The sequence below is a fragment of the Psychrobacter sp. VH5 genome (assembly GCF_050572635.1).
Classification (GTDB): domain Bacteria; phylum Pseudomonadota; class Gammaproteobacteria; order Pseudomonadales; family Moraxellaceae; genus Psychrobacter; species Psychrobacter celer.
Genome location: NZ_CP192145.1, coordinates 1,139,178 through 1,155,154, shown reverse-complemented (window position 1 = coordinate 1,155,154; position 15,977 = coordinate 1,139,178). Strand labels below are relative to the sequence as shown.

General features: G+C 48.6%; 11 protein-coding genes and 1 tRNA gene. 3 read left to right on the top strand and 9 right to left on the bottom strand.

Going from position 1 to position 15,977, the window contains the following annotated elements; translation table 11 throughout:
* Positions 1-19 precede the first annotated feature (19 nt).
* The 8 genes from bamA to rimO form a co-directional block, all read right to left on the bottom strand.
* Positions 20-2,455, bottom strand: a complete 2,436-nt coding sequence (gene bamA / locus ACNFVB_RS04925; protein WP_430738277.1) for an outer membrane protein assembly factor BamA — start codon at positions 2,453-2,455, stop codon at positions 20-22.
* Positions 2,456-2,718: 263 nt separating this feature from the next.
* On the bottom strand, positions 2,719-4,086 hold the full coding sequence (rseP, locus tag ACNFVB_RS04920; protein WP_430738276.1) for an RIP metalloprotease RseP: 1,368 nt from the start codon (positions 4,084-4,086) through the stop codon (positions 2,719-2,721).
* An 85-nt stretch (positions 4,087-4,171) separates the two neighbouring features.
* Positions 4,172-5,383, bottom strand: coding sequence for a 1-deoxy-D-xylulose-5-phosphate reductoisomerase (gene ispC / locus ACNFVB_RS04915; protein WP_430738275.1), 1,212 nt, complete (start codon positions 5,381-5,383; stop codon positions 4,172-4,174).
* A gap of 73 nt (positions 5,384-5,456) precedes the next feature.
* Entirely contained in the window at positions 5,457-6,266 is an 810-nt protein-coding gene (locus ACNFVB_RS04910; protein WP_430738274.1) for a phosphatidate cytidylyltransferase, read from the bottom strand.
* A 241-nt stretch (positions 6,267-6,507) separates the two neighbouring features.
* Positions 6,508-7,266 carry a polyprenyl diphosphate synthase gene (gene uppS / locus ACNFVB_RS04905; protein ID WP_430738273.1) on the bottom strand — a complete coding sequence of 253 codons (759 nt, stop codon included), beginning with the start codon at positions 7,264-7,266 and terminating at the stop codon, positions 6,508-6,510.
* Positions 7,267-7,585: 319 nt separating this feature from the next.
* Entirely contained in the window at positions 7,586-8,140 is a 555-nt protein-coding gene (frr, locus tag ACNFVB_RS04900; RefSeq protein WP_075101541.1) for a ribosome recycling factor, read from the bottom strand.
* A 128-nt stretch (positions 8,141-8,268) separates the two neighbouring features.
* On the bottom strand, positions 8,269-8,994 hold the full coding sequence (gene pyrH / locus ACNFVB_RS04895; protein WP_075101540.1) for a UMP kinase: 726 nt from the start codon (positions 8,992-8,994) through the stop codon (positions 8,269-8,271).
* A gap of 432 nt (positions 8,995-9,426) precedes the next feature.
* Positions 9,427-11,007, bottom strand: a complete 1,581-nt coding sequence (gene rimO / locus ACNFVB_RS04890) for a 30S ribosomal protein S12 methylthiotransferase RimO (RefSeq protein ID WP_430738272.1) — start codon at positions 11,005-11,007, stop codon at positions 9,427-9,429.
* A gap of 134 nt (positions 11,008-11,141) precedes the next feature.
* Between rimO and ACNFVB_RS04885 the strand changes: the two genes are divergently transcribed.
* The 3 genes from ACNFVB_RS04885 to ACNFVB_RS04875 all read left to right on the top strand — a co-directional run bounded on the left by ACNFVB_RS04885 (position 11,142) and on the right by ACNFVB_RS04875 (position 14,715).
* Entirely contained in the window at positions 11,142-12,539 is a 1,398-nt protein-coding gene (locus tag ACNFVB_RS04885) for a two-component system sensor histidine kinase NtrB (RefSeq protein ID WP_430738271.1), read from the top strand.
* A 66-nt stretch (positions 12,540-12,605) separates the two neighbouring features.
* Positions 12,606-14,414 carry a sigma 54-interacting transcriptional regulator gene (locus ACNFVB_RS04880; RefSeq protein WP_430738270.1) on the top strand — a complete coding sequence of 603 codons (1,809 nt, stop codon included), beginning with the start codon at positions 12,606-12,608 and terminating at the stop codon, positions 14,412-14,414.
* A gap of 216 nt (positions 14,415-14,630) precedes the next feature.
* Positions 14,631-14,715 (top strand) — tRNA-Leu (locus ACNFVB_RS04875).
* A gap of 225 nt (positions 14,716-14,940) precedes the next feature.
* Here ACNFVB_RS04875 and ACNFVB_RS04870 read toward each other — a convergent pair.
* Positions 14,941-15,930 (bottom strand): serine/threonine-protein kinase, encoded by a 990-nt coding sequence (locus tag ACNFVB_RS04870; protein ID WP_430738269.1) that lies wholly within the window; start codon positions 15,928-15,930, stop codon positions 14,941-14,943.
* Between the last annotated feature and the right edge of the window lie 47 nt (positions 15,931-15,977).

Sequence of the window (15,977 nt, the reverse complement as noted above, 5' to 3'; positions counted from 1 at the left end):
GCTTCAGATGGCCGCTATGTTAGAACGTATTACCAATCTGGAACTGTACTTTTTCGGTCTCATCACCTTCTTTATCACCGATAGGCATCGCATAACTCAAGGAGATAGGGCCAATTGGCGTATACCAAGTGATACCAGCACCAGCACTAAAGCGCAAGTCATTGTCTTGAGTCAATAATGGTACGCCAGTATCAGCACCCGTATCAGGGTCTACGAAAGTACGGTCTTCTTTATCGGTGGTATCAAAGACTTGCCCGCCCTCTGCAAATAGTACAGGACGTACTTGGTCAGCCCAGTCACCTTTAAATGGCATGGGCAATACCAGCTCAGCCCCAAAACTGGCCAGCGCGTTACCACCGATTTCTTCGTCTTTATAACGCACATCATCATTGATGGCATCATAATACGTCTGTGACTTTGGTCCAAGTGTTGAGGCTTCATAACCACGAACAGAGCCATAACCACCAGCGTAGAAGTTTTCATAAAACGGTAAATCATTACCATAGCCAAGCTTGGTATAACCACGTGCTATCCAATCCTTATAAATCGGATAATAAATATTGCCGCGGTACACAAGTTTTTGATAGCTGGCATCACCAAGGCCGATGGTCGCATCAACGGTATGGCTCATACCTTTGGTTGGGAATACAGGACGATCTAGGGTGCTATAGTCCCAGCCGAATAGTAGATTATAGGTCTGATAGTCGTTTTTAAAGCCAGTACGGCCTGAAAGCTGCTCTTCACCCTCTTCATCAATAAAGGTGAACTGCTCAAAAGATCCACCATCATCAATTAACTGCTGGACGTTTGAAACCCCTAAGAAGCGGCCACCCCGTACTGAGGTATTATCCACATTGAGACCTGCGCTGACGCGTTTGGTTTCATCGACAGGATAGCTGTAGTTGAGCGTGGCACCATAGGAGTCGGTCACATAGTTACTGACGTTTCTGTCATCGTACTTGGTCTCACGATAATACGCGCTCAAACCTTGAGAGACACCGTTTTCGGTAAAGTACGGATCGGTATAGCCCAAACTATATGAGTCGCGGGTCTCTGAGCGAGACAGCGCAGCTTTGACTCGGTTACCTGTACCCATAAAGTTGTTTTGGGTCAAATCCAACTGGAAGGTCACACCACCACTTTGTGAGTAACCAGCGGCAATGGTCGAGCTACCTGAAGGCTGCTCTTCTACCGTGTAATGTACGTCTACTTGGTCTGGCTGGTTGGGCACTGGTTTGACATCGACATTGACGGCTTTAAAAAACCCGGTGCGCATCAGACGCGTGCGTGACAATTGGATTTTTTCGCTAGAGGCAAGCGCACCTTCTAGTTGGCGCATCTCACGGCGCAGTACTTCGTCTTGGGTTTTGATATTGCCCGTAAAGTTGATACGGCGCACGTAGATAGGACGGGCAGGATCGATAAAGTAATCCACATCGACCATTTTGGTATCGTCATTGATACGTGGTACTGGTCTAACTTGGGCCAGATAATAGCCTTCGTTGCCATAACGGCGCTTGAGCTCGGCGGTGGTTTCATCGAGTTTGGCTTGCGAGTATTTTTCGTTTGGGGCAAAGGTGACCAGCTCTTGTAGCTCAGTCGTCTCAAACGTCGGCTTGCCTAAAAAGTTGACCTCACCAAACTGGTACTGCTCGCCTTCGCTTAGGCTGACTTCGATAAACACACTGCGCTTATCTTCGCTGATATTAAGTACCGCATTGTCGACGGCAAAACGCACGTAGCCGTCATTTTGGTACAAGGCTTTTAAGTTTTCCAAACTGGCCGCCAGCTTTTCTTTGGCATAGCGATCAGATTTAGATAACAGGCGTGTCCAAGAAGATTCTTTTACGGCAAAGACATCTTTGATCTCATCATCGCTGAAGTGCTTGTTACCGATGATATTGATATCGACGACTTTGGCAGGCTTGCCTTCGATAAAGCGTACATCGAGCTTGACACGATTGCCATCGAGTAGCGTTTGGTCGACTTCGATATTACTGTTGTAGTAGCCTTGGCTGATATACTGCTGCTGCAGCTCGTTGGCGACGCCTTGTAAGGTCGCTTGCTTGAGCACATCACCGACAGACAAACCTGCGTTGCTCAGTCCTTGCTCTAGTCCTTCTTTTGGGATGAGCTTATTGCCCTCAAAGTTGACTTCGGCGATGGTAGGACGCTCAACGACATCAAAGCGTAATTGACCGCCTTCGACACGGCTTTGAATGTCCGCGAAGTTTTCGGTCGCATATAGCGCCTTAATACTGGCCGCCAAGCTGCTGTCATTTACCGTATCTCCTACCGTGATAGGTAGAACCGGATAGAGGCTATCGGGGGTTAGACGTTGTAAGCCATTAAAACCGATGTCAGTTACTACAAATTCTGCAGCCTGTACCGGCATACTCATCATCGCTACCACTAACGGCAACCCTGCCGCGCTCATAAATAAAGGCGTACGCATAAACACTATCCGTCAATAAAAAAATTGCTTAAGTTAAGTTAAAAAGCACATGTTGTCTTGTCCATTTGCCATAAAGTCGCATACTTCGGCGGGCAAGACTCAGAACACTTTATATAAAACGCATCATAAAATAAACTAAAAATTACGATTAGTACAGAGACGGCGGCACAAAGCTGCTCTGCCGTCACACCCGCAATCGCTGCCCGATACGCGTAAAACCATTAGTGCATCTTGTCTTATCACCCAAACGCTTGGGCAAACCATCAAAACAGTCGGCTGATATCATTACCAATTGCTAACACCATGAAACCTGCCAGCAAGAGTAAACCGATATTAAGTCCAGCCATTTGCACGCCTTCTGAGAGCGGCTTACCGCGAATCAGCTCTATGAGATGATAGACGATATGCCCTCCATCCAATACAGGAATAGGCAAAAGGTTGAGCACTGCCAGACTCAGACTGATCAGCGCGGCGGTAGACAATACCATCTGCCAGCTAATATCGAAGCTTTGTTTGGCGACTTTGGCAATGGTGATCGGGCCTGATAAATTATCGAGACCAATCATACCTGAGAGCATTTTGCCCATCGAGCTGACCGTCATCACCGCCAACTGTTCGGTTTTTTCAAACGACTTGACCAGTGACTCGCCTGGACCATAGACCACTGTGGTTTTATAATCTTCAGGAATGACAATCTCAGACTGTGCCACCATAGCACCAATTTGCCCAAAGTCGTTACCTAAATTGTCTTTTTTTCCCTGCGGCATAATGGCCAATTGTACAGGTTTACCCTCTCTTAAGACGGTAAAATTGAGTAAAGTCTCAGGATTATCGCGAATGATGCGCGTGGCACTGATCCAGTCTGCGATGGCGACATCATTAATCGCCGTGATACGGTCACCGACCTTGAGGCCTTGACGATTGGCGGCACCATCAGGCGTCAACTCACCGACGACAGGGGCAATCGTCGGTTGCCATGGCAGCATACCAAAGCTGCTCAGCGCATCTTTTCCATGGTCATCGCCTTGCATAAACTCATCCACAGGCGCGTAGTAAGTCTTGGCGGCGTTGTCATCAGCTTGTAGCGTGACACTTATATTGTCCGTCTCGCCCATGCGTCCAGCGAGACGGTAATTAATCCCTTCCCACGTCTGTACCTCATGACCATCGATGGCGACGATCTTATCGCCAACGGGCAGCTGAGCGGTGGCCGCTGGCGTATCAGGCAACACCTGCCCAATCTTTGTCGCCAGCTGCTCAGACGGAGTCATAAACAACACCCAAAACAAACCAATCGCAATAACAAAGTTCATGATAGGGCCTGCTGCGACGATAGCGATTTTTTTTAGCGGATGCTGGCGGTTAAATGCCAAGTGCTGCTCATCGGCTGCCACCTCGCCTTCTCGCTCATCGAGCATTTTGACATAGCCGCCCAGTGGCAGCGCCGAAATACGATAATCAATACCGCTTTTTTTGCTGGTCCAGCCTGCGACTTTGGGGCCAAAACCAATAGAGTATGTCAGCACCTTAACACCGCACAGGCGCGCCACGATATAGTGCCCCCATTCATGCAGGGCAATAAGCGGACCTAAGACAAAAATGGCCGCAAGGAGCGTCAATAAAAACGTCATGATGTCTTCTCAATATGGTTTTCTAGCAAGTTCTTTCGTACAAGGCTGATTTGCAGGACTTCTATTCTTATAGCGTCTGCGCCGCTTATATGGATTTTGCCACCTTGGCCACCAATGCCTCAGTATGCCGACGCGCTAGCTGGTCAATCGACAATATATCTTCTATATCCGCCGACGCCGCTAACAGTGGTACTTGTATCTCACTGAGTGCCTGCTCATTGATATCAGCAATATCTGTCAAGCGAATTTGTCCTGCCAAAAACGCGGCCACAGCAATCTCATTGGCGGCATTGAGTGCGATGGTCGCCTGCGTACCCGCTTGCATGGCTTGTCTCGCCAAACGCAAACAGGCAAATTTTTGTAAATCAGGCTCGATAAATTCTAGGCCGCTTAGCGCATACAAGTCCAAAGGCTGCGAGCCGCTATCGATACGCGCAGGATAGCTGAGTGCATGAGCAATGGGTGTCTTCATATCTGGGCTGCCCAGCTGCGCCAAAAAGCTGCCGTCGCTATATTCTACCATTGAGTGAATGATACTTTGTGGATGAATCACCACATTTATTTTATCCTCACTCAAATCAAACAAATGACAGGCTTCTATCAGCTCAAGCCCTTTGTTCATCATCGTTGCCGAGTCGACCGATATCTTTTGTCCCATCGACCAATTGGGATGTTTGACGGCTTCAGCGACGCCAGCTTGCTGCATCTGCGCAAATGACTGCTGCAAAAATGGCCCACCAGAGGCTGTCAACCACAATTTACGCACCCCGTGCTTTGGCTGGTGAATCTGGCGGCTGTCTTGTTGGATATCTACCGGCAAACACTGAAAAATCGCGTTATGTTCAGAGTCAAGCGGCAACAAAGTGGCGTGGTGGGTTTTGACCGCATCGATCATCACCTGTCCTGCCATCACCAGCGCTTCTTTATTAGCAAGCAAGATACGCTTGCCTGCGCGCGCGGCGGCCAATGTAGAAGGCAACCCTGCTGCACCGACAATGGCAGCAACGACCGTATCGGTTTGGCTATCGGTGGCGATATCTACAAGCCCTGCTGCGCCGCCGACGACCTCTATATCAAGCTTCGCTGCGCTTAGACGCTGAGCAAAATCATCGACTGCGGCTGCCGGTACGTTGACGCGCTTTGGCAAAAACTGCTGACACAGCGCAAACAGTTTGTCCAAACGATGGTAACCCGACAAGGCATAGACTTGGTACTGCTGCGGATGGGCCGCCAAAATCGCCAACGTACTATCGCCAATCGAGCCAGTTGCGCCTAATACGGCGATACGTTGCATCATAACCATCGTTGCCTATCAATAATACAAAAAAATAAAAATAAAGCCTAACTGGATAAATCCAAGCAAGACACTTTTATACCACCATCAAACCAAAGTATTGCAGTGCCCAAAAGCCAAGCGCAAATATCGGCGTGGCAGACAATAAGGAGTCAATACGATCAAGGATACCGCCATGCCCTGGCAAGATTGTCCCTGAGTCTTTGACACCAGCACGGCGTTTGAGCATTGACTCAAACAAATCGCCGAGTACCGAAGCCAATATCGTCAGTACCGATAGCGCGGCAAAGGCGATCAGTGTCACCCCTGTCAGCTGTAGCTTAAAGACGCTGATGGCCACGACGACGAGCAACCCTGTGACAATGCCGCCGGCCAATCCTTCCATACTTTTATTGGGTGAAACGTTTGGTGCCATTTTGCGGCGACCAAGCTTGCGCCCGACAAAATATGCCCCACTATCCGCGCACCACACCAATAAAAACACATACAGCAGCCACCAAGCTGATAGCTGCCACAGATAAAACATAGCCGTGATGGCGGCGGTTAATATCACCGCGCCCATCAAGCCCAGCTTTTTGCCATACCAATTGGTCGTTGTCGGAAAGACCCGAACCCAAGACAGCGCCATCAGCCATATGGCGAGCGATGCGGCCCACCAAAACAGCCACGTCACTTTAAACAGCAGTGACACCACGGTCAGCGCCAAAACCAAAAGCACAAACAACGCTGGCTGACGCCATTTGGGCATCAGCTTGGTCCATTCGTGAGCGGCGATGATTACCCCTATCGCCAACAGCGGCGCAAACAAAATCGGTGTTTGGCTCGCAAACATTGCAATACCAACGATAATAACGAGAACAATTGCCGTCTTAATCCGTTGCCACATACTCATTGAGCCTTATAATAATGAAAAACGTATGGTCAAAAAATGCATTATAGCAGCTAATCCACAATAGCCCACTCATTGCTACTGACTGCAACAAAAGCGGTTTATTATTTCATAAGCACGCGACCTTAACCACTGTGAATAATCACGACTAAAAGCGTAGCAGGCTTTTAAGGCACAAAAAAGACAAGCAGCGAGCAAGTATCAGACAAGCAAGTATAAGATAAGACGTTAGGGTCGTTTAGGGTAATTGCTGCGCGCAAGCGACTTGCTCGCTGGTTTTACCAAAGCGGCGTTGGCGCTGGGCAAACTCTGCAACCATCGATGCCAGCTCTGCTGCGCGAAACTCAGGCCATAGGGTTTTGGTAAAAAACAACTCAGCATAAGCGGACTGCCATAATAAAAAGTTCGATAATCGGTACTCACCGCCTGTCCGTATCAGCATATCGACCGCTGGGGCGTCTGCTAACTGGACATGGCGGCCAAGCAAGTCTTTATCGATATCATCAGCACACAGCTCCCCTGCCTGCACCTGTTTGGCCAACTGTTTGGCAGCATGGGCAATATCCCACTGTCCACCATAGCTGATGGCAATGACCAATGTCATGGCATCAAAATGTGCGGTTTTTTCTTCTGCATCGGCCATCAATGCTTGTAACTCTGCACTGAGCGGACTGCGATCTCCGATAAACCGTAAGCGAATACGGTATTTGTCCATCCGCGGCATTTGCTCATGAATGGTCGAGGTTAAAAGCTGCATGAGCAGCGTCACTTCACTCGGCGGACGTTGCCAGTTTTCGCTAGAAAAAGCAAATACCGTCAAAACCTCAATACCAGTATCGACACAGTATTCGACAATAGGGTCTAGCGCATCTTTGCCTGCCACATGTCCATGGCCTTTGGGTAGATGATTGGCTTTGCCATAGCGGTTGTTGCCATCCATGATGATGGCGATATGACGGGGTAGAAGAGCAGGAGCCAAGGCGGCTGAAGTAGACATAGGCTAGCTTGCTTATTGTTGAGATGGTTTAATAATAACGCGTGTCATGACGGCAAAACAGCCAAAAAGATAAAATGTGGTGATTATTCACAAACTTATCATAAAGCGGTCTGCTACGGCTTTATGATTGACGACACAATAATAAGCAGCCAATCACACTGGCGCAGTGGCTGCTAAACGACATATAGTCCATTGGAAATAAAACTTTTATAGATAGGGCTACGCGACTGGTATAAACGTTACTTGCGTGCTGCTATCGTTCGATACGGCGTAGCCTGCATTTAAAAACAGCACCCCAGTCGCGCTCTGCCATCAATCGTTATACTTCCATCAGCTCGCTTTCTTTTTTGCTCAAACGGCTGTCGATGGTCTCGATGTATTTGTCAGTGATTTTTTGAATATCATCACTAGCGCGGCGCTCGTCATCTTCTGAGATCTCTTTTTCTTTTGCCAAATCTTTTATGTCATTCATCATATCACGGCGGATATTACGAATCGAGACGCGACTGTTTTCTGCTTCACCGCGCGCCAGCTTTTGCATATCGCGGCGGGTCTCTTCTGTCAGTGCTGGCATCGGCACACGAATCACATCAGCGGTCATCGGGTTCAATCCCAAATCCGCTTCGCGAATGGCCTTGTCCACGGCCTGTACCATCGTGCGGTCAAAAGGCTGTACAAGCAATGTGCGCGAGTCTTCGACGTTGACACTGGCCACTTGGTTGAGCGGTGTGTCGGCGCCGTAGTAGCTGACCATCACGCCAGATAGCATGCCTGGATGGGCGCGGCCTGTACGTACCTTACTAAAGGTGTTTTCAAGCGCTTCTAAGGTTTTTTGCATACGGGCTTCGCCGTCTTGCTTAATCTCTTTAATCATTGTGCATCCTTATTTATCGCTGTCGATAAATCATTCATGGTTGTTAATAGATAGTAATTTTTCGGCAATTCATCGCTCGTAGCAGAGCGCTTGACCGCGCATATTGGGCAATATTATGCCAATTAATACTAATGATAAACGCGCGTGCCTTCGTTTTCGCCCATGACTACATTTAATAAGGCGTTGGGTTTGGTCATATCAAACACTTGTAGCGGTACATTGTGCTCACGGCACAAGGCGATAGCGGTCAAGTCCATAACGCCAAGCTTTTGCTCTAAGACTTCATCAAAAGTCAAACCATCGTATTTTTTAGCATCGGCATGCAAGCTTGGGTCTTTGTCATAGACGCCATCCACTTTGGTGGCTTTTAATATCAAGCCTGCTTCAACCTCGATACCGCGCAGACATGCTGCTGTGTCAGTGGTAAAGAAAGGATTACCAGTACCGGCGACAAAGATACAAACCTCACCGTTTTTTAGGTAGCGAATGGCATTGCGGCTACTATAGCTTTCAGTGACCTCACCAATCGGTAAGGCTGACATCAAGCGCGTTTTGATATTGCGGCGCTCAAGCGCATCACGCATGGCCAGACCGTTCATCACAGTCGCAAGCATACCCATTTGATCGCCGGTCACACGGCCGACTAGGCCCTCTTGTTGCAGCTGGGCACCGCGATATAAGTTACCACCACCAACGACGATACCAACTTGCACACCAAGGCCGCGCAAGTGGGCGATAGATAGGCTCATCTTATCGAGCACTTCGGTATCGATACCCATGTCCTTGCCACCAGCCAAGGCTTCGCCTGAGAGTTTTAGCAAGATACGAGAGTAACGCGGGTTTTTGTCAGACATGAGGTCACCTTGTTAGCATGAAATTATAATTAAAGTCATCGATAAAATACAAATGAAGATTGCCTTCTGATTTACGTACAGCCAGCGTTGATACGCAAGCCAGTGTCTGCTGTATCGCTAGGTTACGTGCAGCGCCCTACTCGTGATGCAGTGCTGAGCAGACAAAACCGTGCTGAGTAGATAAAAAGGCCAAATTGCGCTAATTGTAGCAAAAACTGCCCGCGATTGGGCAATTTTCACTCATCTATCATTGTGATGGCTTAGGGCGTGTCCTCAATTCAATCGATAGCCATCTAATTGGGCTAAAAATGGCTAAATCTGGCCAAACAGTGTCAAATAGCTGACGAATATCTCGATATTATCTGCGCTATTTTCCTTGTTTGACGGCGATTTATCTCATTTTTATCGCCATTTTTAAAATCAGGACACGCCCTAGCCTTGATAGCTGGCAAATAAGTCGTACTCGCTGGCCTCGTCAATGGTGACGGTCAAAAACTGACCAACCTTGACTTGCGCGCTGATGTCATCGACATAGACATGACCATCGATCTCTGGAGCATCGGCGTAACTCCGACAAATCGCAATGCCCTCAGCACTATCGATCTCATCGACCAACACCGTTAAGGTTTTACCGACTTTCTCTTGCAGCTTTTGTGCTGAGATGTCTTGTTGTAGCGTCATCAAGCGCTCATAGCGAGATTGCTTCACTTCTTCAGGCACATGACCTGGCAAGTCATTGGCTACCGCGCCTTCGACCTCTGAATAGGTAAAGGCACCGACGCGGTCAAGGCGTGCCTCGACGAGCCAATCGAGCAGACATTGAAAGTCTTCTTCGGTCTCGCCAGGGAAGCCGACGACGAAGGTTGAGCGAATGACGATATCAGGGCAAATCTCACGCCACGCTTTGATACGTGCCAAGGTGTTTTCGCTATGCGCTGGACGCTTCATGGCCTTTAAGATGCGGTGACTGGCATGCTGAAACGGAATGTCTAAATACGGCAGTAGCTTTTTTTCGCCCATCAGCTCGACGACTTTATCTACGTGCGGATACGGATAGACATAATGCAGGCGCACCCAGATACCCAAGTCATTTAGTGCTTGGCATAAATCATAAAACTTGGATTTGAGCGGCATGCCATTCCAAAAGCTGGTTTTGTACTTCAGATCGAGCCCATAGGCTGACGTGTCTTGCGAGATAATTAGCAATTCTTTCACGCCAGCGTTTTTGAGCGCTAGTGCTTCGTTCATGACATTATCAATCGGACGCGAGACTAAGTCACCGCGCAAGCTTGGAATGATGCAAAAGGTGCAACGGTGATTACAGCCTTCTGATATCTTTAGATAAGCATAATGGCTTGGGGTCAGCTTAATACCCGCTTCATTAATCAGATCTATTTTTGGATCGTAATGGCTATTTACGTCGCGCTTGGGCTTGGGCACATGCTGCGAGACGGCAGTGATGACCTCATCATAAGCATGTGCGCCTGTAACCGATAGCACCGCTGGATGCATCTCACGGATTTTATCCGCTTCTTTCCCTAAGCAGCCAGTAACGATGACCTTACCGTTTTTGCTGATGGCTTCTCCGATGGCATCGAGCGACTCTTGTACCGCTGACTCAATAAAGCCGCAGGTGTTAACCACCACCAAATCTGCGCCATCGTAGTCACTTGCGACCTGATAACCATCGCGGCTAAGCTCTGTGATGATCCGCTCGCTATCGACCAGTGCCTTTGGGCAACCAAGCGACACAAAACCGATCTTTGGCGCGGCTTGAACTGGCGCATCGCTCGCAGCTGTACGGGCTACTGTAGCATCGCCACTTTGCGCGATACTGCGATTTTGATTATGATTGGCTTTGTGGTGATAGGGCTGAGTGCCGTCTGCCTGACTCGTTGACTGCTTTTGCGCAGGCTTAGCAGGATTAAAGATAGTGGCTGTGTTTTTTGGAGCAGTAGAAGCTGGCTGTGAAGATATCGTCGTATTTACCGACTCGGTAGAGGTGTTGGGCATGGCTGACCTTGCTTGAGATAAATTGGCTGTGCGCATTGTACGTTTTTTTTATGATAATCACCAGTTTTGCCGCTCTATAGTGTTGATTTATGATTAAATATTGGTAGATTTCTTTTTTATGTTAGGCGTACTTCATGACAGCTGATGTAGTAGTGACAAAACCTGCCCCCAATTTTGCCTTTATGGCTCAGCATTTGTTTACGGCTATCTTGTGGGTCGATGAAAATCTGATCATTACTTGGCTAAATGCTCAAGCAGAGCAACTGCTGGCGACCAGTAGTGGCCGCCTACTGGGGCAATCTATCTTGGCGCTGCTCACCCCAAAAACCTCAACATCGACTTTCAAAGACCATCCCAAAGATCATCTCAAAACCCATAGCGATACTCACAATTCTAAAAAAACAAAGGATTCTAAAAAAACGAAGGATGCCTCTTGCTCCTTGAGCGAGCGCTTTCGGCAAGCCAGAGTGTATCAACAGCCATTTATTGATCATGATCATCTTGTGAGCACACAATTGAACAATCATACAGCGCTGCTGATCGACTATAGCGTGACGCCGGTCATTGATGAGCAGCAGCATGGTTTTATCATTGAGATGTGGGGCAAGGATCGCCAAAGCCGTATCTCAGAGGAGCAGCGCCAGCAGCAGCAATATAACGTCGCGCGTCAGATGCTACGCTCGGTCGCTCACGAAATAAAAAACCCATTGGCCGGTATTCGCGGGGCGGCGCAGTTGTTGCAGCGGCAATTTATCAAGTTTAGTGAAGGCGGTTTTTTGGCTGATGCAGCGCACTCTCAGCAAAGTGCTGCCAGCCCCGCTCCTGATAAACAAAAAAACGCGGCAAAACTGCGCAGCTACACCGATATCATCATCGCAGAGACCGACCGTCTGACTCAGCTTATCGGTCAGCTTCTTGGCTCCAATCAGTTACCAAACTGGCAAATGCTTAATATTCATGAGCCACTAGAGCATGTCTTATCCCTAATCGTCAACCAATATCCACAGGTGACGCTACAGCGTGATTATGATTTATCACTGCCTGAGCTCTGCGCTGATAAAGATCAGTTGATTCAAGTATTTTTGAACCTCATTAATAATGCCTGTGAGTCGATGACTGAGCTTGAGCAAACACTACAACAGCATAAAACCTCAGAGTCTCAAGAAACACCACAAGCTACCATGCAAATGGATAGCAATTCTACTTATCAGCCCATACTGCATCTACAAACACGAGTGGTCTTTCAGCACACCATCGGCAGCCAGCAGCACAAACAAGTTTTGCAAGTGACCATCACCGATAATGGCTCAGGCATAGATGCCGATCTCATCGGCCAGATATTTTTTCCGATGGTCACCAGCCGCGCAGCAGGCACGGGTCTAGGGCTGTCTATTGTCCAGGATATCATCAGCCGCCATCATGGTATGATCGATGTCAGCTCTGCCCAATCGAACACCCATCACACACGCCAAACTCAGTTTGCCCTGTATTTGCCCTTTAGCCAGCCAGACCTTACTATAAAAACCTCATAACAATCCTATAATAACCTCATGACAACCAATACGCCCTCTGATGTTATCGCCCACTAGGCCCAAGATATGACTGAGTATAATGACAACCGCGCTTTACATGACCATCAACCCTCAAGCGATCAGCCAATACCTGCTCCAACGGACAAGCACAGCAGTCCTGCCGCTGCTACGTTATGGCTTATCGATGATGATGCCGCCCTACGCCTGATATTGGCCGATACCTTTGAAGATGCAGGGCTCACTGTGATTAGCTTCACGCAAGCGCAAGCGGCATGGACACGCCTAAATGATATCTTGCAGCAGCAAACACCTGCAGACCAGCTCCCTGATGTGATATTGACTGATATTCGTATGCCTATGATGGATGGTCTGTCCTTTAGCGACTGGGTACATCAGCATTTCCCTCAGCTGCCCATCGTCATTATGACGGCACACTCTGATCTAAGCTCTGCCATCAGTAGCTATCAGACTGGCGCGTTTGAATATCTGCCCAAACCCTTTGATTTAGATGACGCGGTGACAACGATTTATAAAGCCATTCACTATCAGCCCCATACCGACGTTAAGACAAGAAACAACAGAAAACCCGCTGTCAAATCAGATGCAACGCCCAACGAGCCCAATAAACCTACTGAGCCGACTGGCCATACAAACCAAGCATCCAAAACCTCACCAACCACCGCGCCGATCAAACCAGCTGCCAAAGAGACATCCCCGACACCACCCGCCGCGACCGACAACCCCAGTGGCATCATCGGGCAGTCACAAGCGATGCAAACGGTGTTTCGCGCGATTGGCCGTTTGGCCCACTCTCCCATCACAGTGTTGATCACAGGCGAGTCAGGCACCGGTAAAGAGCTGGTCGCCAGCGCCCTGCATCAGCATTCACCGCGGCAACATCAGCCTTTTATTGCCTTAAACATGGCAGCGATTCCGCATGATTTAATCGAATCTGAGCTATTTGGTCACGAAAAAGGTGCGTTTACGGGGGCGACGACCACACGGCAAGGACGGTTTGAGCAGGCCAATGGTGGGACACTGTTTTTGGATGAGATCGGTGACATGCCCTTTAGTACGCAGACACGTTTGCTGCGAGTATTGGCCAATGGCGAGTTTTATCGCGTTGGTGGGCAGCAGCCTGTCAAAGTCGATGTGCGTATCATCGCCGCCACTCATCAACACTTAGAAGCACTGGTCAAACAAGGTAAGTTCCGAGAAGATTTGTTTTATCGCCTTAACGTCATACGCTTGCCTCTGCCGCCCCTGCGCACACGCCGCGAAGACATCCCTGCCCTCGCCAGCTACTTTATGCAGCGCGCCGCCAAGCAGATGAATACTGCCAAAAAACATCTGCATCCAGCAGCACTGCAAGTCATGCAGGCGTTTGAGTGGCGCGGTAATGTGCGTCAGCTCGAAAATGTCTGCCTGTGGCTGACCGTGATGGCCACCGGTGACACGGTCATGGTAGAGGACTTACCACCAGAGCTGCTCGATAGTGTGCCAGCGGATATAACACAGCAGCCACAGCCACCTCATGCAGCGCGCTCATCTCAAATCCCGCCGCAGATAGACATGAATACCCAAGGGTCGATCGACTCTGGCGCTATTAGCCCCAATCCACCTATGACGACGCAGACCGACTGGCAACAGCCTCTAGCCGCATGGGCAAAGCAGGCGCTACAGACCGGCGAAACCGACATCCTACAAACAGCTACGCCTGAATTTGAACGCGTACTACTCACCGCCGCCCTCAACCATAGTGGTGGCAAAAAAATAGCGGCGGCCCATCTGCTAGGCTGGGGACGCAATACATTGACACGCAAATTGCAGCAACTAAACCTCAAACCAGCACAAGATCAAAATAAATATCACTAAAACGTTAAAAAAACTTAAAGTAAAAGCCCTTTTATATCATTAACTTATGAAAAATATGAAAAATAATTGCTAAAATATCGAAAATAATTGCAAATAGGGGTTGCCAAACAATTTAAACTCTATATAATAGCCAACCACTGAGACGCACTACCGAATCAGTTAACTATTTCGATAGCATTTGAGTTCATATGCTTTTGATGATAGAGTAACGAAAATGGGGCTGTGGCGGAATTGGTAGACGCACCAGATTTAGGTTCTGGCGCCGCAAGGTGTGAGAGTTCGAGTCTCTCCAGCCCCACCATTTTCGGATAGTACATCTTAGGCCAAATATTAAAACCTGCCTTGATGCAGGTTTTTTTGTGCCTGTTAGTTTTTATGCTTGCTAATTAGAACGCTCCTACTAAACGCCAAGCATCGAAGCTATTATCGAAGTATAGCAGCTTCAGTATTTAGCGCTCAGCGTTTGCTCCAATCTATACTATAGTCAATTCTCAATACTCTTCCCTAACCAACCTTCTCTTTAAGCTCACATACGTCTTAACGCCAAAAGTATCTGCGCCATGCTTTGATACCTTTTCTCTACCCGCTTTGCCAATGCTTGATCAATAATGGGTTGATAATGGCGGTATGCTGGCGGTAGCCTTGGAATTGGCTGCTGACAGTGCTGGACTGCCCATGCCTTGAGCGGCTCACGACTTTGTTTATCAATCTGCAACGGCCGCACCCCCACCAATATCTCATACAGCATAATCCCAAACGCATAGATATCGCTCTGCACCGATGCGCCGTGTCCTTGCCAGCGCTCAGGCGCCAGATACGCCGGTGTACCCGCAAGATGACCTATGGTTGACGCCTCCACACGAGTGGCCAAAGCAAAATCAGTTAATAACAAGTCAGTCTTGAGGCTGCTATCATCTGCCTGACTTGACAAAAAATGAGCTGGCGACAAATCATCTAGCAAGATATTACTGGGTTTAATATCATTATGCAGCCAGCCTGCGCGATGCAGCTGCGTGATTACTTGTGCCGCTTGCATGATAAGCTGATGCTTTTGACGGGCGGGCAGCGGCCGCTTTAAATACTGTGATAGACTGCCGTTTTTATAATAGGGCATCACCACAACGATGAGCGCTGACAGCGGCGCTGCAATGTGCAGACGTAACTCATAATGCGCCAGTAGTGGCGGTGCCACGCGCTGATATGGCGTTAAAGCAGACAGCGCGGTGATGACGCCATACTCATAAAAGACGCCGCTAGATACCGCTTGAGCGCTCTGCTGACAATGATGCTTGCTTAATTGCCACTTAAGTAGCACTGGGCCAAACTGTGAGTGCATGGCACGGCTCAAGCCCTGATAGTTGCCTGCATACACGCCGATGCGCAAGTGCGATACCTGACGATACTGCAACTTTACCAATTCTTTTGTCAGTACAGGCAATATCTGCTGAGCATCAGCCTGCCATACTGGCGCTGTCTTCGCTTGTCTTAGCGATGAATTACTGGCATTGTCTTTCATGCTAAAGTAAGGCCTTTATTTAGAATTACTTTGTATTTGTATATCGT